The sequence below is a fragment of the Streptomyces sp. NPDC050164 genome (assembly GCF_044459945.1).
Classification (GTDB): domain Bacteria; phylum Actinomycetota; class Actinomycetes; order Streptomycetales; family Streptomycetaceae; genus Streptomyces; species Streptomyces coeruleorubidus_A.
The window spans coordinates 195,351-215,221 of the sequence record NZ_JBITJK010000004.1; the positions used below are offsets into that span (position 1 = coordinate 195,351).

Genomic DNA, 19,871 nt, shown 5'->3' on the forward strand with positions numbered 1-19,871 from the left:
CCGACCTTGCCGGTCCGACTCGGGGAACAGGCGCGATCACCATGAAGAACGTCCAGACGGCGCTGACCATGCAGGACGCCATCCTCACCCTTCAGAAGTACTGGAGCGACAACGGCTGCATGATCACGCAGCCGTTGAACACCGAGGTCGGAGCCGGTACGGCCAACCCGGCCACGGCGTTGCGGGTGCTCGGTCCCGAGCCGTGGAGCGTCGCCTACGTGGAGCCGAGCGTGCGGCCGGACGACTCGCGCTACGGCGAGAACCCCAACCGGCTCCAGACCCACACCCAGTTCCAGGTCATCCTCAAGCCCGACCCGGGCAATCCGCAGGAGCTGTACCTGGGCAGCCTGAAGGCGCTCGGTGTCGATCTGGGCGCGCACGACGTGCGGTTCGTCGAGGACAACTGGGCCTCACCCGCGCTCGGCGCCTGGGGGCTGGGCTGGGAGGTCTGGCTGGACGGCATGGAGATCACCCAGTTCACCTACTTCCAGCAGGTCGGCGGTGTCGCCCTGGACCCGGTGTCGGTGGAGATCACGTACGGCCTCGAACGCATTCTGATGAACCTTCAGGGCGCGTCCCACTTCAAGGACATCGTCTACGCGCCGGGCATCACGTACGGGGAGGTGTTCGGGCAGAACGAGTACGAGATGAGCCGCTACTACCTCGACGACGCCGATCTCGACACCAACCACCGGCTCTTCGAGGCGTACGCGGCCGAGGCCCGGCGCCTGCTCGACCTGGAGCTGCCGGTCCCGGCGTGCACGTACGTGCTCAAGTGCAGCCACACCTTCAACGTGCTCGACGCGCGCGGCGCGATCAGCACCACCGAGCGGGCCAAGGCGTTCGCGTTGATGCGCGGCCTGACGCACGAGTCGGCCAAGCTGTGGGAGCGGCGGCGGGCCGCGCTGGAGCATCCGCTCGGGGTGGCGGCCGCGCCGGCCCCGGCCCGGCGGGCCGCGCTGCCCAAGGTGTCCGGCGTCGAGACGCTGCTGTTCGAGATCGGCGTGGAGGAACTGCCGTACGCCGACGTCCCCGCCACCACCGAGGCGGTGCGCGAGTCGGTGACCGCCAAGCTGGCCGCGACCCGCCTGCGGCACGGGGCGATCACCGTGATGGCCACGCCGCGCCGGATCGTGATCACGGTCGACGGCGTGCAGCCGCGCGAGCGGGACACCATGCGCACCGTGCGCGGCCCCAAGGTCGCCGCCGCCTTCAAGGACGGCGCTCCGACGCCTGCCCTGCTGGGCTTCGCGCGCAGTCAGGGGGCCGAGCCGACCGACGTGCGGATCGTCGACGTCAAGGGTGTCGAGTACGTGGCCGTCACCCGGCACGAGGAGGGGCGTCCGGCCGTCGAGGTGCTCAGCGATCTGCTGGCCGAGGTCGTGTCGGGGCTGCGTGCCGGCCGCAACATGCGGTGGAGCGATCCGGGTCTGTCGTTCTCACGGCCCGTGCGCTGGCTGCTCGCGCTGCTGGGCCGTACTCCCCTGCCCGTGGTGGTCTCCTCGCTCGCCGCGGGCGACACGACGCGGGTGCAGCGCCAGGCGCCCTACCCGGTCGTCCGCGTGACCTCGGCCGAGGGCTACCCGCACTTCCTGCACATGCACGGCATCCTGCTCGACCGGGAGGCCCGGCGCGGCGCGGTGGTCCGCGGTGCCCTGGAGGCGGCGGCCGAGGTGGGCGGGCGGATCGACGTGGCGGGCCAGGCCGATCTGATCGACGAGATCACCGACATCCTGGAGTTCCCGTATGCCGTGCGGGGGTCGTTCGACGAGCGCTATCTGGAACTGCCCGCGAGCGTCCTGACCACCGTGATGCGCAAGCACCAGCGCTATCTGCCGGTGCTGGACGGCGAGCGGCTGATGCCGCACTTCGTCACCTTCGCCAACGCCCTGTGCGACGACGACGTGGTGCGGGCGGGCAACGAGGCGGTGCTGCGGGCGCGTTACGAGGACGCCGCGTTCTTCTGGCGGGCGGATCTGAAGGTGCCGCCGGCGGAGTTCCGACGCCGACTGGACAAGCTGACGTTCGAGGACCGGCTCGGTACGGTCGCCGACCGCGCCGACCGCATCGCCTCCCTCGCCCTCGACCTGGCCTCACGCGCCGGGCTCACCGAGGAGGCGGTGGGCGTCGTCCGGCGCGCCGGTGCGCTGGCGAAGTTCGACCTGGCGTCGCAGATGGTGATCGAGTTCTCCGGACTGGCCGGGGTGATGGCCGAGGAGTACGCCCGCCGGGCCGGCGAGTCCGCCGAGGTCGCCCGGGCCCTGGCCGAGATGGAGCTGCCACGCTCCGCCGGCGGCGCCCTGCCGGCCGGGGACGCGGGCGCCGTGCTGTCGCTCGCCGACCGGTTCGACCTGGTGACGGGCATGTTCGTGATCGGCGCCGCGCCGACCGGGAGCTCCGATCCGTACGGGGTGCGCCGGGCCGCGATCGGGCTGCTCAACGTGGTGCGGAGTCTGCATGCCGTGGCCGGGGTGCGGGTGAGCGAAGGATTGCGCGCGGCGGCCGTACGGTACGCCGCGCAGGGCGTCGAGGTCCCCGCCGAGCGGGTCGCCGAGGCCGCCGAGCTGATCACCCGGCGTTATGAGCAGCAGCTCACGGACGCGGGGCACGAGCATCGGCTCGTTCAGGCCGTCCTGGTGTGGGCCGACCTGCCCTCCCACGGCGACCGCACGCTGGCCACGCTGGAGCGGCACATCGGCACGGAGGCGTTCGAGGCCCTTGCTGCAGCGTTCCAGCGGGTGGTGCGCATCCTGCCCGAGGGCGGCGTCGAGGCGGCGGATCTGTCATTGCTGACCGCGCCCGCCGAGCTGCGTCTCGCCGAGAGCGCCGACGCCGTGCGCCAGGCCCTGCACGGCCGCGAGGACGACCTCGGCGCGCTGATCGAGGTCTCCGCCCCGCTGGTCGAGGCGATCAGCGCCTTCTTCGACGAGGTGCTGGTGATGGACCCCGACCCGGCGGTGCGCGCGGCCCGGCTGGCGCTGCTCACTCAGGTGGCGGGGCTGGCGCGTACGACGCTGGACTGGGGCGCGCTGTAAGAGGCGGACGTTTTGAGGGGGCGGACGTTTCACGTGAAACACCGCGCCTCCGAACCGACAAGGCGTCGGCAGAGGTCAGACCGCCATCAGCGGCGCTGCGTCCTCGCGCCACTTGAGGACCTTGTCGAAGCTCACCACAGCCCCGCCCCGGCCCGGCTTGTTGCCGATGTGGACATGGTCGGCGAGCTCCTCGATGAGGCACAGCCCTCTGCCGTTCTCCGCGTCGGTGTGCGCGGGCCGGGTCGGCGGTCGGGACCGGCCGACGGAGGCCGCGGGGAACCCCGGGCCCGCGTCGGCGACCTCGATCCGGCACTTCTCACCGTCGAGGTACGCCGTGACCCGGTACGCCTCCGAACCGGGGCCGCCGCGCGCCCTGTCCCCGCCGTGCTCCACGGCGTTCGCGCAGGCCTCGCTGAGGGCGACGGAAAGGTCGTAGGAGATATCGGGATCGACGCCCGCGGTCTCCATCGTGCCGATCAGAAGGCGCCTGGCGAGCGGCACGCTCGCAGCTTCGCGCCGCAGATGGAGTGACCACCAGATGCTCATGCTCCAGCCTCCCGGCCGCGGCTCGACATACCGTTACGTATTGCCCTGAGTCTCCGCATGTAAGCGTGAAGTTGACGTGATGCCGCCCATACGGCGGATGCGCCCTATCCCTGATCGGTGTATGCGGGGCGGGCGGAACCAGAAAGTGATGTTCCGGTCGTACGGCATCTTGCGGACCTGCCGCACGAGGTCTGCGGGGCCAGTGCGATGATGAGCCCGCCATGACTGCCCCCCACGCGTGCGCGACGCGCTCCGGACTCACGCTCCGGATCCTGCGGGCCGCGGTGTTCGCCGCGGTCTGTGTCGTGCTGGCCGGGGCAGGTCACGCGCTCGCCTCCTGCGACGGCATTCCGCTGTGGACGCTGGGCGCCGGGTTCCTCGGAGTGGCCGCGGTGGCGGCACCGTTCGCCGGGCGCGTGCGCTCGCTGCCGGGGATCGCGGCGCTGCTCGCGGCCGGTCAGACGGTGTTGCACACGCTGTTCGGACTCGGTCAGCACGGTACGGCCGCCGCCACCTCGTCGTTGCCGGCGGGCGCGAGCGACGCCGCGCTGGTCCAGCAGGCCGCGCGGCTCGTGTGCGGCACGACGGCGGCGGCGATCAGCCCGGCGCAGGCCCACAAGATCCTCACCGACGCCCGGATCCAGCCGGCCACGGGCGCGCACACGCACCTGCCGGCGGACGCCGGGGCGTCGGCCTCGCTGTGGCCCTCCCTGCCGATGCTGCTCGGCCACGTCCTCGCGGCGATCGCCGCCGGCTGGCTGCTGCGTCACGGCGACCTGGCTCTGCTGCGACTCACCGAACTGTCGGCGCAGGGTGTCACGGAAGGGGCGCTCGTGCGCTCCCTGCGGGCCGCGCTCGCGCTGGTACGCGCCCTGCGCGCCGGGCTGCCGGCTGCGCCGGAGGCATGTCCGCGCCCCGTGCACGCCGTGCGACCCGCGCCTGCGATGCCGTGCACGACCGCACTTCAGCACACGGTGATCCGGCGCGGCCCGCCGGTCGCCACGGTTCGCGCATCCGCACTCGCCCTCGCCGCCTGACGCGACGCGACCACACTCCGCCTTTCGTACGATCCGGATGATTCGGACGACTTGGAGGAGGGCCGCCGTCGTGCGGCACGCGCGCGTGCGCGTATCCCTCTTCCACATCCGACCCGACTCACAGCGGAGTGCTCCTTCCATGAAGGCTTCCCGTATCGCCGCGGCCGGTGCCGCCGCCGGTGTCACCGTTCTCGCCTTGTCCGCCCCCGCCTTCGCGCACGTCACCGTGCAGCCCGAGGGCGACGCCGCCAAGGGCGGTTACGCGGTCGTCGACTTCAAGGTCCCCAACGAGCGGGACGACGCCTCGACCACCAAGCTCGAGGTCACCTTCCCCACCGACCACCCGCTGGCCTCGGTGATGCCGGAGCCGATGCCCGGCTGGAAGATCGAAGTCACCAAGTCCGAGCTGGACAAGCCGCTGGAGATGCACGGCGAGAAGATCTCCAAGGCCGTCACCAAGGTCACCTGGACCGCCGACGGCAAGGGCATCGAGCCCGGCTACTTCGAGAAGTTCCCGGTCTCGATCGGCCAACTGCCCGAGGACACCGACCAGCTGGTCTTCAAGGCCCTCCAGACGTACTCCAACAAGGAGGTCGTCCGCTGGATCGAGGTGCCGCAGGAGGGCCAGGAGGAGCCCGACAACCCGGCCCCGGTGCTGGAGCTGTCCGCCGCCTCCGAGGACGGGCACCACGCCTCCTCGGGCGACGAGGCCTCCGACGCCAAGTCGGCCGAGAATGCCTCCGCCGACACCGCCGCCGACACCGCCTCCTCCGACAGCACCGACACCACCGCCCGCGTCCTGAGCATCGTCGGCATCGTGGTCGGCGCGGCGGGCGTCGCCTACGGCGTGCTGGCCGGGCGTCGGCGCACCAACGCCTGACGCCGCTTCCGTTGCACGGCGCGTGCCGGGTTCCCGCCCCCGGACGGGGGCACCCCCGGTGCGCGCCGGATCACCGACATCTGGGACATTTTTCTATGCGCACCAAGACCTTCGCCGCGGCCGCTGTGCTCGCCGCGGCCTCCCTGACCCTGACCGCCTGCGGCAGCGGCAACGACAGCGACACGCCCGTCGCCGTGGTGTCGGAGCAGGCCGGTACCGACAAGGCCGCCACCGTCCTCGACAAGCCGTTCGAGAAGCCGGACCTGGTCCTCACCGACACGCAGGGCAAGAAGTACGACCTCCGCAAGGAGACCGAGGGCAAGCCCACGCTGATCTACTTCGGCTACACCCACTGCCCCGACGTGTGCCCGTCGACGATGAGCAACATCGCCGTGGCCAAGAAGCAGCTGCCCAAGGCCGAGCAGGACGAACTGCGCGTCGTGTTCGTCACCACCGACCCGGGCCGCGACAAGCCCGCCGAGCTCGGCAAGTGGCTCAAGGGCATCGACTCGAAGTTCATCGGCCTCACCGGCGACTTCCCGACCATCCAGGCCGGCGCCCGCACCCTCGGCATCTCCATCGATCCGCCGCACAAGGACAAGAACGGCAAGATCATCTCCGAGCACGGCACCCAGGTCATCGCCTTCTCCCCGAAGACCGACGGCGGCTATGTGCTCTACGGCGAGGACGCCACCGTCGACGACTACACCAAGGACCTCCCCAAGATCGCCAAGGGGGAGAACCCGTGAGGCGGCGACTCGGCACCGCGGCCCTCGTCATAGCCGGGGCACTGGCCCTGGCGGGCTGCGGCGGTTCGGACTCGGGATCCGGGGACTCCGGTTCCGGGAGTGGCAAGGCGGAACTCTCCGTGGGCTCCGCGTACATGCCGCAGCCCGTCTCCGACGAGATGGCGGCCGGCTTCTTCACCGTCACCAACAAGGGCGGTGCCGCCGACGAGCTGACCTCGGTCACCAGCGACGTCGCCGGCCAGGTCACCGTGCACGAGACCGTCGGCTCAGCCATGCAGGAGGTCAAGAGCCTGAAGGTCCCCGCCCACGGCGAACTCGTGCTGAAGAGCGGCGGCAACCACCTGATGTTCGAGCAGCTGAAGCGCAAGCCGAAGGAAGGTCAGACGGTATCCGTCGAGCTCCACTTCGCCCACTCCGGCCCCGTCGAGGTCGAGATCCCGGTGAAGTCGGCGACCTACCGCCCCAAGACCGGACACTGAGGGAGGGACCCCTGTGACGCAGACCATCGCCCCCCGCGTCCGGACCGTGGTGCTGCTGCTCCTGGCCGCGGCCTGCGCACTCCTCGCCGGCGCCGGACCGGCCTCCGCGCACGCCGCGGTGACCGGCAGCGACCCCGCGCAGGGGGCGGTGGTCGACAAGGCACCGGCCCGGATCTCGCTCACCTTCTCCGAGCAGGTCGCGATGTCCGGCGACTCGCTGCGCGTGCTCGACCCCGAGGGCAAGCGCGTCGACGCGGGCGAGCCGTCCAACGTCAGCGGCACGACGTACGCCGTGCGGCTCCATTCCGGCCTGCCCGACGGCACCTACACGGTCGCCTACCAGGTGGTGTCCGCGGACAGCCACCCCGTCGCCGGCGCCTACACCTTCTCCGTCGGCGCCCCGTCCAAGACGTCCGTGACGGTCTCCGGACAGGCGGCCGACGACGGCGTGGTCGGCTGGCTGTACGGCTTCGGGCGGTACGTGTCCTACGCCGGGTTCATCGTGATGGCCGGCGGCGCCGCCTTCGTACTCGCCTGCTGGCCACGCGGCTGCGGAGTGCGGCCCGTGCAGCGGTTCGTCGTCTCCGGGTGGCTCGCGCTCACCGCCGCGACCCTCGCCCTGCTGCTCCTGCGCGGCTCCTTCACCGGCTCCGGGAAGGTCGCCGACATCTTCGACCTGTCCCTGCTCGGTCAGGTGCTCCAGACCAAGACCGGCGCGGCCCTGGTGTCCCGGCTGCTGCTGCTCGCCGCGGCGGCGCTGTTCATCGCCGTGCTGTTCGGGGCCTACGACAAACGGGAGGACCCCCAGGAGAAGCGGGACCTGACCTTCGGTCTCGCCATCGGCGGCGGCGTCGTGGCGGCGGGGCTCGCCGCGAGCTGGGCGATGTCCGAGCACGCCTCGGTCGGACTCCAGGCGGGCATCGCCATGCCGGTCGACGTCGTCCATCTGCTCGCCGTCGCCGGGTGGCTCGGCGGGCTGGGCGCGCTGCTGGTCGCCCTGTACCGGGCCCCCGCCGACGCGCCCGTCGACGCGTCGGCAGTTCGCCGCTTCTCCCGGCTCGCCTTCGGCAGCGTCCTCGCACTGATCGCGACCGGGACGTACCAGTCCTGGCGCCAGCTCGGCTCCTGGTCGGCCTTCACCGACACCCGCTACGGACAGCTGCTCCTCGCCAAGATCGCCCTCGTGGCCGTCCTGGTCGGCGTCGCGTGGGTCTCACGCCGGTGGACGGGGCGGCTGGCGGAGACGGTGCCGGCAGCGGCGGAGCGGGAGAAGGCGCGGGTCGGAGCAGGGGCTGAGGCCTCTGGTGACGCGGTGCCCGAGGTGGCCGGTGCCGACCGGACCGACACGGACACCGAGACCGACACCGACGCCGGCGAGCAGTGCGATCCCGAGCCCGCCGACACCGAGCGGGCCGCGCAGCTCGCCCGGCAGCGGGCCGCCCGGGACGCCGCCCGGCAGAAGCGGCTGCGGGACGCCGACCCGAACCGTTTCGGCCTGCGCCGCTCCGTGCTGGCCGAAGCCGGCATCGCGGTCGTCCTGCTCGCCGTCACCACCGTCCTCACGCAGACCGAGCCGGGACGCACGGAACAGGACGCCAGGGCCGCCACTTCGTCCTCCTCGTCCACCTCGCCCGACACGGGCGTGTCCGGGGCACTGACCCTGAACATGCCCTTCGACACCGGCGGCGAGAACGGCAAGGGCATCGTCACCGTCGACCTCGACCCCGCACGCGTGGGCGACAACGAGATGCACGTCTACGTGGAGCGGCCCGACGGCCAGGCCTTCGACATCCCCGAAGTCAAGGTCGACTTCACCCTGAAAGCCAAGGACATCGGGCCGCTGCCCGTCGTCCCCGACCACATCGCAACCGGACACTGGTCGGCGAACGGAGTGCAGATCCCCATGGCCGGCGACTGGAAGGTCGACGTGACCGTGCGGACCTCCGACATCGACGAGGTGACCGTCTCCAAGAACGCGCAGATCGGCTGAACCACCATGGCTGACCAGTCCATTCCGGAAACCCGTACCCCCGGCACGGCCCCGGCGGAGACCGAAGCGGCCCCGGCCGACGAGGGCATCCCACGGCGACGCCTGCTCGGCACCGCCGGCGCCACCGGGCTCGTGCTCGGCACGGCAGGCGCGGCCGTCGGATACGCCGCCGCCCCCACCGAGGCCGCCGCTCCGCTCGCCTCGCTCGGCACCGACCGGGCGATGTTTCACGGGAAACATCAGCCCGGCATCACCGACGGCCTCCAGGCCCGCGGCCACCTCGTCGCCTTCGACCTGGCGGCGGGAGCCGGCCGCAAGGAAGCCGCCGCCCTGCTGCGCCGCTGGTCGGAGACGGCCCGGCGGCTGATGGCGGGCGAGCCGAGCGCCCACGACGACACCGACGTGGCACGTGACGCCGGCCCCTCGTCGCTGACGATCACCTTCGGCTTCGGCCACAGCTTCTTCGGCCGGACCGGCCTGGTGAAGCAGCGCCCGACCGCCCTCGACCCGCTGCCCGAGTTCTCCTCCGACCACCTCGACAAGAACCGCAGCAACGGCGACCTGTGGGTGCAGATCGGCGCCAACGACGCCCTCGTGGCCTTCCACGCCCTGCGCGCGATCCAGAAGGACGCGGGCTCGGCCGCCCGGGTCCGCTGGCAGATGAACGGCTTCAACCGCTCACCGGGCGCCACCGCCCACCCCATGACGGCCCGCAACCTGATGGGCCAGATCGACGGCACCCGCAATCCGAAACCGAGCGAGGCCGACTTCGATCAGCGCATCTTCGTGCCGCAGAAGGGCGAACCGGCCTGGATGGCGAACGGCTCCTACGCCGTCGTACGCCGGATCCGCATGCTCCTCGACGACTGGGAGAAGCTCTCCGTCAAGGCGCAGGAGGACGTGATCGGCCGCCGCAAGTCCGACGGCGCGGCGCTGTCCGGCGGCACCGAGACCACCCCGATGGATCTGGAGAAGACGGACGCCAAGGGCAACCTCGTCGTCCCGATCAACGCCCACGCCCGGATCACGCGGCCCGACCAGAACGGCGGCGCGGCGATGCTCCGCCGCCCGTTCTCCTTCCACGACGGCATCGACCCGGACGGCGTCCCCGACGCGGGCCTGCTCTTCATCTGCTGGCAGGCCGATCCGCTGCGCGGCTTCGTGCCGGTGCAGCGCAAGCTCGACCGCGGGGATGCCCTGTCGCAGTTCATCCGGCACGAGTCGAGCGGGCTGTTCGCGGTGCCCGGTGGGGCCGCCGAGGGCGAGTATGTGGGACAGAAGTTGCTGGAGGGGTGACAGCTGAGCTCTGTGCGGGTTGTTGGGGATAGCGCTTCCGCGAGCCCATTAGGGTGAGGTCATGCCAGCGAGCTATGCGTATCTCGGCCCCGAGGGCACCTTCACCGAAGTCGCCCTGCGCACGCTTCCCGAGGCCGCCACCCGGGAGCTCATCCCGTACGTGTCCGTCCAGTCCGCGCTCGACGCGGTACGAGCCGGCGAGGCCGAGGCCGCGTTCGTGCCGATCGAGAACTCCGTCGAGGGCGGCATCACCACCACCCTCGACGAGCTGGTCGCCGGCGCGCCGCTGATGATCTACCGCGAGGTGCTGCTGTCGATCACCTTCGCGCTGCTGGTCCGCCCGGGCACCAAGCTGTCGGACATCAAGACGGTCTCCGCCCACCCGGCCGCCCAGCCGCAGGTGCGCAACTGGCTGAAGAAGAACCTCCCGGACGCCCACTGGGAGTCGGCCGCCTCGAACGCGGACGCCGCCAGGCTGGTCCAGGAAGGCCAGTACGACGCCGCCTTCGCCGGCGAGTTCGCGGCCGCCCGCTACGGCCTCGAAGCCCTGGAGACCGGGATCCACGACGCGGAGAACGCCCAGACGCGGTTCGTGCTGGTCGGCCGGCCCGCCCGGCCCGCGGCGCCGACCGGCGCGGACAAGACCTCCGTGGTGCTGTGGCAGCGCGACGACCACCCCGGCGGCCTGCGCGACCTGCTGGGCGAGTTCGCCACCCGCGGCATCAACCTGATGCTGCTCCAGTCCCGGCCCACCGGCGCGGGCATCGGCAATTACTGCTTCTGCGTCGACGCCGAGGGCCACATCTCCGACCGCCGGGTGGCCGAGGCCCTGATGGGCCTGAAGCGGATCTGCCTCCAGGTGCGCTACCTCGGCTCCTACCCGCGCGCGGACATGAAGCCGGGGGATGTCCAGCCTCCGCGGCTGGGTACGTCGGACGACGAGTTCGTGGCGGCGGCGGACTGGGTGGCGCGGTGCCAGGACGGCCGGTTCTAGGACCGGTTCCGGGCGGGCTTCAAGCTGGTCGTACCTGCTGATTGTCGTTATCCACAGAAGTTATCCACAGGTCCGCTTCTCGACCTGGGGACAAGTCGACAACGAGGCGTGAGTCAGTCGACAAATCGCCCTACGGGCCCCTGATGTGTCCATCGGCGGGCAGGTCACCCTTCGTCCACCGTTTTCCCTTGCGTAACTCTTCGGGGTGACCCATTTCCACTCGAAAGTGAGGGTAGGGCAGGTTTGTATCGGGAATTCTTCGGTGCGGACGGGTCTTCCGGAGTGATCAATTCCGAAGTCCACAGATCTTCCACACAGCCTGTGGATAACTCTTCGGCGGGTGTGGATCCCTGTGGACAACCGAGTCCCAAGTCCCGTTTCCCACAAGGGATTCGAGTCAATGCCGCGCCCTGCGGATGCCTCGTTCCGGGGAGAGAGGGTCGATTTATTGACACTGCACGCAATTCGCCCATAACGGTACGTAAGCCACACCCGGAATAGTGAGTCGTGGGCGGTCATCCCACACCGGTAGCCTTGAGCGCGTGATTGACCTTCGCCTGCTCCGTGAGGACCCCGACCGTGTGCGCGCGTCGCAGCGCGCCCGTGGAGAGGATGTCGCGCTCGTCGACTCCCTCCTGTCTGCCGACGAGCGGCGCAGGTCGTCCGGCGTCCGCTTCGACGAGCTGCGCGCCGAGCAGAAGGCGCTCGGCAAGCTCATCCCCAAGGCCTCCGGAGACGAGAAGGCCGAGCTGCTGAAGAAGGCGGGTCAGCTCGCCGCCGACGTCAAGGCCGCCGACGCGGACCGCGACGCGGCCGCCGCCGAGACCCAGGAGCTGCTCCTCCGCCTCGGCAACCTCGTCCACTCGGACGTACCCGTGGGCGGCGAGGAGGACTTCGTCACGCTGGAGACGCACGGCACGATCCGCGACTTCACCGCCGAGGGCTTCGAGCCCAGGGACCACCTGGAGCTCGGCCAGATCCTCGGCGCGATCGACGTCGAACGCGGCGCCAAGGTCTCCGGCTCGCGCTTCTACTTCCTGACGGGCGTGGGCGCCCTGCTGGAGCTCGCCCTGGTGAACGCGGCGATGGCCCAGGCCACCGCGGCCGGCTTCACGCCGATGCTGACCCCGGCCCTGGTCCGCGCCCAGTCCATGGCGGGCACCGGCTTCCTCGGCCAGGCCGCCCAGGACGTCTACCACCTCGCGAGCGACGACCTCTACCTGGTCGGCACGTCCGAGGTCGCGCTCGCGGCGTACCACATGGACGAGATCCTCGATGCCGACAAGCTCCCGCTGCGGTACGCCGGCTTCTCGCCCTGCTTCCGCCGCGAGGCCGGCTCGCACGGCAAGGACACCCGGGGCATCTTCCGGGTGCACCAGTTCGACAAGGTCGAGATGTTCTCCTACGTGGCTCCGGAGGACTCGCAGGCCGAGCACCAGCGGCTGCTGGAGTGGGAGAAGCAGTGGCTGACCTCGCTGGAGCTGCCGTACCGCGTGATCGACGTGGCGAGCGCCGACCTGGGCGCCTCGGCGTCCCGCAAGTTCGACTGCGAGGCGTGGATCCCGACCCAGGGCAAGTACCGCGAGCTCACCTCGACCTCGGACTGCACCGAGTTCCAGTCCCGCCGACTGTCGATCCGCGTCCGTGAGGGCAAGCAGGTCCGGCCGCTGGCCACGCTCAACGGCACGCTGTGCGCCGTGCCGCGCACGATCGTGGCGATCCTGGAGAACCACCAGCAGGCCGACGGCTCGGTGCGGGTGCCCGAGGTACTGCGCCCGTACCTGGGCGGCCGGGAGGTCCTGCAGCCGGTGGCCAAGTGACCACCGTCGGTTTCCCGTACCAGCTGATCGCCACCGACCTCGACGGGACGCTGCTGCGTTCCGACGAGTCGGTGTCGCCCCGCACCCGTGACGCGCTCGCCGCGGCCACCGCGGCGGGCGCCGCGCACATCGTCGTCACCGGCCGCGCGGTCCCGTGGACCCGGCACATCCTCGACGACCTCGGCTACCAGGGGCTGGCCGTCTGCGGCCAGGGCGCGCAGGTGTACGACGCCGGCGCCCACCGGCTGCTGACGTCGGTGACGCTGGACCGGCAGCTGGCCGGGGTGGCGCTGGCCAAGATCGAGGCGGAGGTCGGCCCGCTGTACCTGGCGGCGAGCCGCGACGGCCTGGCCGGCGAGGTGCTGGTGGGTCCCGGCTACGCGACCCACGGCAACCTGCCCGCGACCCCGTTCACGGACGCGTCGGATCTGTGGACCGCGCCGCTGAACAAGCTGTACATCCAGCACCCGACGCTCTCGGACGACGAGCTGTGCGAGGCGGCCAGGCGCACCGCCGGCGGTTTCGTCACCGTTGTCATGGCGGGCGAGGGCATCGTCGAACTCCTGCCCCTGGGCCTGTCCAAGGCAACCGGTCTGTCCCTGGCGGCCCGCAGGCTCAAGGTGAAGGCGGCCGACACGATCGCCTTCGGGGACATGCCCAACGACATACCGATGTTCGCCTGGGCCTCCTACGGTGTCGCGATGGCGGACGCCCATGAGGAGCTGAAGGCGGTGGCCGACGAGGTGACGTCCTCGAACGAGGAGGACGGGATCGCGGTCGTGCTGGAGCGGTTGCTGGGCTGAACGCCGGGCTCATTGCCCGGTGTTCACGGCGCTCGGCGGAGGATGCACGAATCGAACGTGCGCGGGCTTTTCCAGGCCCGACCATGACTCGCTTTTGATCGAACACAGCGCAAGCCAGTGCCTTACCACTCGGCCAATCCTCCGGGTGGGCGGCCCACGCGAGTGCGATTCGCGTGCTCGAAGCGGCCGCCCCGGGCAGCTCCCCGTATGGGGCGGGCTCCACGGAGGGGTAGCGACTACTCCGGAACCCGCCGCGGGCTGCCCTGAAGGGAGCTGGACGTACTGCCGTGCATGGGCATCGTCCCGCTCCTCTCCCAGAACGTGGCGCCGGACTCATCGTCCGGCAGGGACGACAACTACTCTGCCCGCCGGACGAATTGGGCGCCACTGAATAAATCGGCGGCCGGTCCGGCTAGCGCCTGCGCCACCTGCGCCTGCGGGCCTTGCTGAAGAACCAGCCCGCGGGTGGCTCGTCGGAGCGCCAGGGCTGTGGCTCCGGCTCCTCGCGGCGCCAGCGCTCGGCGAGCATCCGGGCGCGGGCGGACGGCTCGGAGGTACCGGCGGAGCGTATGAAGTCCTCGTCCAGGACTACGCCGTCGAGGTCGTCCCAGGTGCCGTCCCCGGCCCCGGATCCGGACTGCCCGTGGTCATCGTAGTGAGCCCCCTCGCCCGCCATCCCCGTCCCCTCCCAGCCTTCCAACTCCCGTGCGTTTCCTTACATCCTGTTTGCCCAGTGTGCCCCGGCAGAGGTGAAGCCCCCGTCAAGGCCGGGGCACGTCACTCCTCGCCGGCGAGTGTCAGCGAGCGCAGCTTCTGACCGGCGTACCAGGTGGCCAGCGCCGTGACGGCCACCAGCAGGACCGTCGCCGTGGTGAGGCCGACGTCCGAGGTCACCATGTCGGCGCCGGACACCTTCTGGGCCACGGCCAGCGCCCACTGCTGGACGCTCAGCGTGCGCGCGCCCGGCACCAGGGAGCCGAACAGGGCCTCCCAGACCAGCGCGTAGACGAGCCCGAACACCACCGCGTGCCGGGAGACCGTGCCGAGCAGCAGGAACAGGGCCGCGTAGGCGATGGACGCGACGAGTGCCGCCACCGTGTAGGCCACGGCGATCTGCTGGCCGTTGCCGTTCAGGATGAAGCCGGCGATGAGCGTCGGCACCGCGGAGAACACCATCGTCACCGCGATCGCGACGATCAGCTTGGTGAAGATGATCGTCGGCCGTTTGATCGGCTTGGACAGCAGGTACACCACCGAGCCGTCGTCGATCTCCGGTCCGATCGCGCCGGTCCCGGCGATGACACCGATGATCGGCACCATCGTGGCGAGGGCGAGGCCGCCGAGCAGATTCGCCGCCGTCTGGTCGTCCGCCCCGGCGAGGAAGCGCACCACCACCGAGATGGCGATGAGCAGCAGCGGCAGGGCTCCGAGGATGAGGGCCCGGCGTCGGCCGAGCAGGGCCCGGTAGGTGAGCCGGGCGACTGTGGGGTCGTACATCATGGCCTCCTACGCCGCGACGAGGTACGAGAAGACGGACTCGAGGGACTCGTCGGACGGCGAGACCGTGAGCAGCCGGATGCCGTGGTCCCTGGCCACCCGCGGCAGCAGGGCCGTGAAGCGGCCGAAGTCGACGGCCTGGATGCGCAGCGCGCCCTCGGCGAGGTCGACCTCGATGCCGGACGTCGACGGGTCGGCGATCAGCGCGGCCGCGAGGGCGCGGTCGTCGCTGGAGCGCACCAGGTAGCGGTGCGGCCGGTCGGTCATCAGGCGTCGGATCTTGCGGAAGTCACCGCTGGCGGCGTGCCGGCCGGCGACGACGACCTCAATGTGCCAGGCCAGTTGCTCGACCTCTTCGAGGATGTGGGACGAGAACAGCACCGTGCGGCCCTCGTCGCCCATGCGCCGCAGCAGGTCCATGAGCTGCATGCGCTGGCGCGGGTCCATGCCGTTGAAGGGCTCGTCCAGCAGGAGCAGCGACGGGTCGTGGACCAGGGCGGAGGCCATCTTCACGCGCTGGCGCATGCCCTTGGAGTACGTCTGGATCTTGCGGTCCTGCGCGTACTCCATCTCGACCGTCGCGAGCGCCTTCTGGGCCGCCTTGGCGCCCAGGCCGTGCAGCTCGGCGTTGGCCAGGACGAACTCCTGCCCGGTGAGGAAGTCGTACATCGCCTCCCGCTCGGGGACGACGCCGATGTGCTGGTAGATCTGCTCGTTGCGCCACACCGGCTGGCCGTCGAGGGTGACCGTGCCGGTGGAGGGGGCCAGGAAGCCGCCCATCATGTTGATGAGGGTGGACTTTCCGGCGCCGTTGGGGCCGAGCAGGCCGGTGACGCCGGGGCCGACGGTCATGGTGATGTCGTTGACGGCGACCACGTTGCCGAACCAGCGGGAGACGTGGTCGATGGAGAGCGTGGTCACAGTCCCACCTTCTTGTAGCGGCGCATCAGGAGGCCGTAGCTCGCCGCGATCAGGCCCAGGGCGAGGAGGACGTAGACGACGCCCTCGGCGTTGCTCGGGCCCACCCCGCCGGGGAAGGCGGAGGTCGCGCCCAGGAACGCGGACTGCACGCCGTCGATGATCGTGATCGGCGAGAACAGGCCGATCCACGGCACGGCGTCGCCGCTGCCCTGTGCGTCGGCGATGGCCTGGAGGGTGGAGACCGCGCCGTAGGTGATCGTCAGCACGGCGATCACGGCCGCGATACCGAAGCCGCGGCGCGGGGTGAACGACGCGATGACGAGGCCGATACCGGCGAACAGCAGCGAGAGCAGTGCCACGGAGACCAGTCCTTGTGCGAATCCCTTGGTCTGGTCGGCGAAGTCGAGCTTGGCCAGCAGCGCGCCCACGTAGAGCACGAGCAGGGGACCGGCGGTGAGGATGAACAGCGCCGAGGCCAGCGCCGCGAACTTGGCGCGGACGTAGTCGGCGGTCTCGATCGGCCGCGAGAAGTACAGCGGCACGGTCTTGAAGCGCAGGTCGCGCGAGACGGACTGGGGCGCCTGCGAGGCGACGTACAGGCTGATGACCGCCTGCATGACGATCGCGTAGCGCGTGTAGTCCACGGGCAGGGCGTTGGCCTTGGTGGCGACCGCGACGGCGACCATGATGGCCGCGGGCACGCACATCACCACGAACAGCAGCATGGGCAGCACTTTGGACTTGACCGAGCGGCCGAGGCCGTAGGAGCCGCGCAGCGACTGCGAGTACAGGGAGCGGCGGGCATAGGCGCGGCCCAGCCGGGGGCCGTCGTAGCTGCGGTAGCCGATGTTGTGGATGCGGGTCTGGTCACCCGGCGCCGGGGCGGATGTCCCCGTGGAGTGCTCAACCGCCATGGCCGACCGCCTCCTTCCGCTGCTCGTACTGGTCACTGGTCGTGAAGACCTCGGAGATGTGGTGCCTGCGCTGCTCCATGCGCACCAGGCCGAGTCCGAGGTCCGCGATCACGTCCCGGACCAGGTCGTACGTCTCCTCGCCCTGGGCGGTGAGCAGCAGGATGTGGCCGGCGCCCGGCAGGCCGCTGCCGTCCTCGACGCTCACCCCGCGCGCGTGCAGCGCGTCGCGCATCGCGCGGGTGCCGTCCGGGTGCTCGTCGGTGTCGGTGACCTCGATCGCGAGGGTCGTCGTGGTCTGGGTGAAGTCCGTGGTGGAGCTGGAGCGCAGGAGCTTGCCGCCGTCGATGACGACGACGTGGTCGCAGGTGCGCTCCAGTTCACCCAGCAGGTGCGAGGTGACCAGGACCGAGATGCCGAAGTCGGTGTGGATCCGGCGGATCAGGCCGAGCATCTCGTCGCGGCCGACCGGGTCGAGGCCGTTGGTCGGCTCGTCGAGGAAGACCAGCTGCGGATCGTGCACGAGGGCCTGCGCGAGCTTCACGCGCTGCTTCATACCGGTCGAGTAGCCACCGATGGGGCGGTAGCGCTCCTCGTACAGGCCGACGTGGCGCAGGGTGTCGGCGGTACGCTCGCGTGCGGCGGTGGGCGGCAGGCCGGACATGCGCGCCATATGGACGACGAACTCGGTGGCCGAGACGTCCGGCGGCAGGCAGTCGTGCTCGGGCATGTAGCCGACACGCTCGCGGATGTCGGCGCCCTTGGTGGCGACGTCGAGGCCGAGCACTTCGGCGCGGCCCTCGGTGGCGGGGGACAGACCCAGCAGGATCTTGATCAGTGTGGACTTGCCGGCTCCGTTGGCTCCGACGAGTCCGGTCACACCGGGCCCGACGTCCACGGAGAGCCGGTCAAGCGCGGTCACCCTGGGGAACCGCTTGCTCAGGCTTTCGGTCGCGATCACAGTCACGCTTCGAAGGTAGGGGCAGCGATCGTGGCGGTCGTCACTCCGCAGAGCTGTCTTCGGGTCAACCTGGAGTAGTACGGGCCCTTAGGGGACCTGCTTCTTGAGAGTTACCACGACCGGGAACAGGCGCGGGACCACGCCGGGGAGCACTCTATTGACGAACTCTCTAACAACTGCCAGATTCGCCGGATGACGTTGCTCACGGGCGCGCGGGAGCGCTGGGTGCGGACCGGCGGAGTCGAGCTGTGCGTGGCCGAGGTGGGTGATCCGCGGCGGCCGACGGTGGTCCTGGTGCACGGCTACCCAGACAGCAAAGAGGTGTGGTCCGAGGTCGCCGCGCGTCTCGCCGGGCACTTCCACGTGGTGGCGTACGACGTCCGCGGGCACGGCCGGTCGACGGCGCCACGGCCGCTGCGGGGCGGGTTCACACTGGAGAAGCTGACGGACGACTTCCTGGCCGTCGCGGACGCGGTCAGCCCGGACCGGCCGGTGCATCTGGTCGGGCACGACTGGGGCTCGGTGCAGGCCTGGGAGTTCACCACCGTGCGGCGCACCGAGGGCCGCATCGCCTCCTTCACCTCCATGTCCGGGCCGTCCCTGGACCACTTCGGCCACTGGATCAACAGCCGTGTGAAGCGGCCGACCCCGCGCCGGGTCGGCCAGCTCCTCGGGCAGGGCGCCAGGTCCTGGTACGTGTACCTGCTGCAGACGCCCGTGCTGCCCGAGCTGGCCTGGCGCGGCCCGCTCGGCAAGTGCTGGCCCCGGGTTCTGGAACGCGTCGAGAAGGTGCCCCGGGGTGACTACCCGACCTCGTCCCTGCCGTCGGACGCGGCACACGGGGCCTGGCTGTACCGGGACAACGTCCGGCCCCGGCTGCGCAGGCCACGCCCGGACGCGTACGCCCACGCGCCCGTGCAGATCGTGACGCCCCTGGAGGACCGGTTCCTGTCGGAGCGGCTCCACGACGGACTGGAGCAGTGGGTTCCGCAGCTGACCCGCAGGACCGTTCAGGCGGGGCACTGGATCCCGCGCACCCGTCCGGATCAGCTGGCCTCGTGGATCGAGGAGTTCGTGACGTCCGTGGAGAGCGGGCGGCCCCCGTTGGCGGCGAGCGGCAGGCACGCCGAGCGGTTCGGCGGGCAGCTCGTGCTGGTCACCGGGGCGGGCAGCGGCATCGGGCGGGCGACGGCGCTGGCGTTCGCCGAGGCCGGCGCGCGCGTGATCGCCGTCGACCGGAACGCTGAGGCGGCGGCCAGCACCGCCGAGTCGTCCCGCCTGACGGGCGCCCCCGCGGCCTGGGCGGAGACGGTCGACGTCTCCGACGAGCAGGCCATGGAGAAGCTCGCCGAGAAGGTCACCACCGAGTACGGCGTGGTGGACGTCCTGGTGAACAACGCCGGGATCGGACTGTCCGGTTCCTTCTTCGACACCACGCCCGAGGACTGGAAGAAGGTCCTCGACGTCAACCTGTGGGGTGTGATCCACGGCTGCCGGCTCTTCGGCCGGCGGATGGCCGAGCGCGGGCAGGGCGGCCACATCGTGAACGTGGCGTCGGCGGCGGCGTACCAGCCGTCCCGGGCGCTGCCCGCGTACAGCACCTCCAAGGCGGCCGTGCTCATGCTCAGCGAGTGCCTGCGGGCGGAACTCGCCGGGCAGGGGATCGGTGTGACGGCGGTCTGCCCCGGCTTCGTCAACACCGCCATCACGTCCACGGCGCACTTCGCCGGGGTCGACGCCGGCGAGGAGAAGCGGCTCCAGCAGCGCGCCGCCCGTCTGTACGGGCTGCGGAACTACCCGCCGGAGAAGGTCGCCGCCGCGATCCTGCGGGCGGTGGTACGCAACCAGGCCGTGGTCCCGGTCACGCCGGAGGCGCGGGGCGCGCGCTGGCTGTCGCGGTTCGCGCCGGGGGCACTGCGGCGGATCGCGCGGGTGAAGCCGCCGGTATGACC

At 70.9% G+C, this 19,871-nt stretch carries 17 protein-coding genes and 1 tRNA gene; 11 read left to right on the forward strand and 7 right to left on the reverse strand.

The window, feature by feature from the left end; all coding sequences use genetic code 11:
• Positions 1-41 precede the first annotated feature (41 nt).
• Positions 42-3,035: a glycine--tRNA ligase gene (locus tag ACIBNA_RS08780; protein ID WP_399164516.1), complete on the forward strand. Its 2,994-nt coding sequence runs from the start codon at positions 42-44 to the stop codon at positions 3,033-3,035.
• A gap of 75 nt (positions 3,036-3,110) precedes the next feature.
• Here ACIBNA_RS08780 and ACIBNA_RS08785 read toward each other — a convergent pair whose 3' ends face one another.
• Entirely contained in the window at positions 3,111-3,581 is a 471-nt protein-coding gene (locus ACIBNA_RS08785; protein ID WP_399164517.1) for an ATP-binding protein, read from the reverse strand.
• 221 nt (positions 3,582-3,802) lie between these two features.
• Here ACIBNA_RS08785 and ACIBNA_RS08790 point away from each other — a divergent pair, with 221 nt between their 5' ends.
• From ACIBNA_RS08790 to ACIBNA_RS08830, 9 genes are all read left to right on the forward strand, one after another.
• Positions 3,803-4,618 carry a hypothetical protein gene (locus ACIBNA_RS08790; protein WP_399164518.1) on the forward strand — a complete coding sequence of 272 codons (816 nt, stop codon included), beginning with the start codon at positions 3,803-3,805 and terminating at the stop codon, positions 4,616-4,618.
• A 139-nt stretch (positions 4,619-4,757) separates the two neighbouring features.
• On the forward strand, positions 4,758-5,498 hold the full coding sequence (locus tag ACIBNA_RS08795; protein WP_399164519.1) for a YcnI family protein: 741 nt from the start codon (positions 4,758-4,760) through the stop codon (positions 5,496-5,498).
• Between the two features lie 95 nt (positions 5,499-5,593).
• The gene (locus ACIBNA_RS08800; protein WP_399164520.1) at positions 5,594-6,247 is read left to right on the forward strand and encodes an SCO family protein; all 654 of its coding nucleotides are present in this window, start codon (positions 5,594-5,596) and stop codon (positions 6,245-6,247) included.
• On the forward strand, positions 6,244-6,726 hold the full coding sequence (locus ACIBNA_RS08805) for a copper chaperone PCu(A)C (RefSeq protein WP_399164521.1): 483 nt from the start codon (positions 6,244-6,246) through the stop codon (positions 6,724-6,726). Before ACIBNA_RS08800 ends, ACIBNA_RS08805 begins: the two co-directional genes overlap by 4 nt.
• 13 nt (positions 6,727-6,739) lie before the next feature.
• Entirely contained in the window at positions 6,740-8,716 is a 1,977-nt protein-coding gene (locus ACIBNA_RS08810) for a copper resistance CopC/CopD family protein (RefSeq protein ID WP_399164522.1), read from the forward strand.
• 6 nt (positions 8,717-8,722) lie between these two features.
• A complete protein-coding gene (efeB, locus tag ACIBNA_RS08815) occupies positions 8,723-10,012 on the forward strand; it encodes an iron uptake transporter deferrochelatase/peroxidase subunit (protein WP_399164523.1) in 1,290 nt (429 codons plus the stop codon).
• Between the two features lie 61 nt (positions 10,013-10,073).
• A complete protein-coding gene (pheA, locus tag ACIBNA_RS08820; RefSeq protein ID WP_399164524.1) occupies positions 10,074-11,006 on the forward strand; it encodes a prephenate dehydratase in 933 nt (310 codons plus the stop codon).
• Positions 11,007-11,548: 542 nt separating this feature from the next.
• Positions 11,549-12,826 carry a serine--tRNA ligase gene (serS, locus tag ACIBNA_RS08825; protein WP_399164525.1) on the forward strand — a complete coding sequence of 426 codons (1,278 nt, stop codon included), beginning with the start codon at positions 11,549-11,551 and terminating at the stop codon, positions 12,824-12,826.
• Positions 12,823-13,629, forward strand: a complete 807-nt coding sequence (locus ACIBNA_RS08830; RefSeq protein ID WP_399164526.1) for an HAD family hydrolase — start codon at positions 12,823-12,825, stop codon at positions 13,627-13,629. Before serS ends, ACIBNA_RS08830 begins: the two co-directional genes overlap by 4 nt.
• A 36-nt stretch (positions 13,630-13,665) precedes the next feature.
• On the opposite strand, the gene ACIBNA_RS08835 is transcribed toward ACIBNA_RS08830, so the two are convergent.
• The 6 genes from ACIBNA_RS08835 to ACIBNA_RS08860 all read right to left on the reverse strand — a co-directional run bounded on the left by ACIBNA_RS08835 (position 13,666) and on the right by ACIBNA_RS08860 (position 17,919).
• A tRNA-OTHER gene (locus tag ACIBNA_RS08835) sits at positions 13,666-13,772 on the reverse strand.
• Between the two features lie 269 nt (positions 13,773-14,041).
• Complete coding sequence (locus ACIBNA_RS08840) at positions 14,042-14,305, reverse strand: hypothetical protein (RefSeq protein ID WP_399164527.1); 264 nt, start codon at positions 14,303-14,305, stop codon at positions 14,042-14,044.
• Positions 14,306-14,406: 101 nt separating this feature from the next.
• Positions 14,407-15,126 carry an ABC transporter permease subunit gene (locus ACIBNA_RS08845; RefSeq protein ID WP_399164528.1) on the reverse strand — a complete coding sequence of 240 codons (720 nt, stop codon included), beginning with the start codon at positions 15,124-15,126 and terminating at the stop codon, positions 14,407-14,409.
• Positions 15,127-15,135: 9 nt separating this feature from the next.
• Entirely contained in the window at positions 15,136-16,047 is a 912-nt protein-coding gene (locus ACIBNA_RS08850) for an ABC transporter ATP-binding protein (RefSeq protein ID WP_399164529.1), read from the reverse strand.
• Complete coding sequence (locus ACIBNA_RS08855) at positions 16,044-16,961, reverse strand: ABC transporter permease (protein WP_399164530.1); 918 nt, start codon at positions 16,959-16,961, stop codon at positions 16,044-16,046. The genes ACIBNA_RS08850 and ACIBNA_RS08855 overlap by 4 nt, the downstream gene beginning before the upstream one ends.
• Positions 16,951-17,919: an ABC transporter ATP-binding protein gene (locus ACIBNA_RS08860; protein WP_399164719.1), complete on the reverse strand. Its 969-nt coding sequence runs from the start codon at positions 17,917-17,919 to the stop codon at positions 16,951-16,953. Before ACIBNA_RS08860 ends, ACIBNA_RS08855 begins: the two co-directional genes overlap by 11 nt.
• A gap of 192 nt (positions 17,920-18,111) precedes the next feature.
• On the opposite strand from ACIBNA_RS08860, the gene ACIBNA_RS08865 reads away from it, so the two are divergent.
• Positions 18,112-19,869, forward strand: coding sequence for an SDR family oxidoreductase (locus tag ACIBNA_RS08865; RefSeq protein ID WP_399164531.1), 1,758 nt, complete (start codon positions 18,112-18,114; stop codon positions 19,867-19,869).
• The last annotated feature ends 2 nt before the right edge of the window (positions 19,870-19,871 follow it).

Bases quoted from the DNA above. Each gene is read 5' to 3' on its own strand.
- ACIBNA_RS08785 (WP_399164517.1), bottom strand. From the start codon at position 3,581: ATGAGCATCTGGTGGTCACTCCATCTGCGGCGCGAAGCTGCGAGCGTG.
- ACIBNA_RS08800 (WP_399164520.1), top strand. From the start codon at position 5,594: ATGCGCACCAAGACCTTCGCCGCGGCCGCTGTGCTCGCCGCGGCCTCC.
- ACIBNA_RS08845 (WP_399164528.1), bottom strand. From the start codon at position 15,126: ATGTACGACCCCACAGTCGCCCGGCTCACCTACCGGGCCCTGCTCGGC.
- ACIBNA_RS08865 (WP_399164531.1), top strand. From the start codon at position 18,112: ATGACGTTGCTCACGGGCGCGCGGGAGCGCTGGGTGCGGACCGGCGGA.
- ACIBNA_RS08780 (WP_399164516.1), top strand. From the start codon at position 42: ATGAAGAACGTCCAGACGGCGCTGACCATGCAGGACGCCATCCTCACC.
- ACIBNA_RS08795 (WP_399164519.1), top strand. From the start codon at position 4,758: ATGAAGGCTTCCCGTATCGCCGCGGCCGGTGCCGCCGCCGGTGTCACC.
- pheA (WP_399164524.1), top strand. From the start codon at position 10,074: ATGCCAGCGAGCTATGCGTATCTCGGCCCCGAGGGCACCTTCACCGAA.
- efeB (WP_399164523.1), top strand. From the start codon at position 8,723: ATGGCTGACCAGTCCATTCCGGAAACCCGTACCCCCGGCACGGCCCCG.
- ACIBNA_RS08855 (WP_399164530.1), bottom strand. From the start codon at position 16,961: ATGGCGGTTGAGCACTCCACGGGGACATCCGCCCCGGCGCCGGGTGAC.
- ACIBNA_RS08840 (WP_399164527.1), bottom strand. From the start codon at position 14,305: ATGGCGGGCGAGGGGGCTCACTACGATGACCACGGGCAGTCCGGATCC.
- ACIBNA_RS08790 (WP_399164518.1), top strand. From the start codon at position 3,803: ATGACTGCCCCCCACGCGTGCGCGACGCGCTCCGGACTCACGCTCCGG.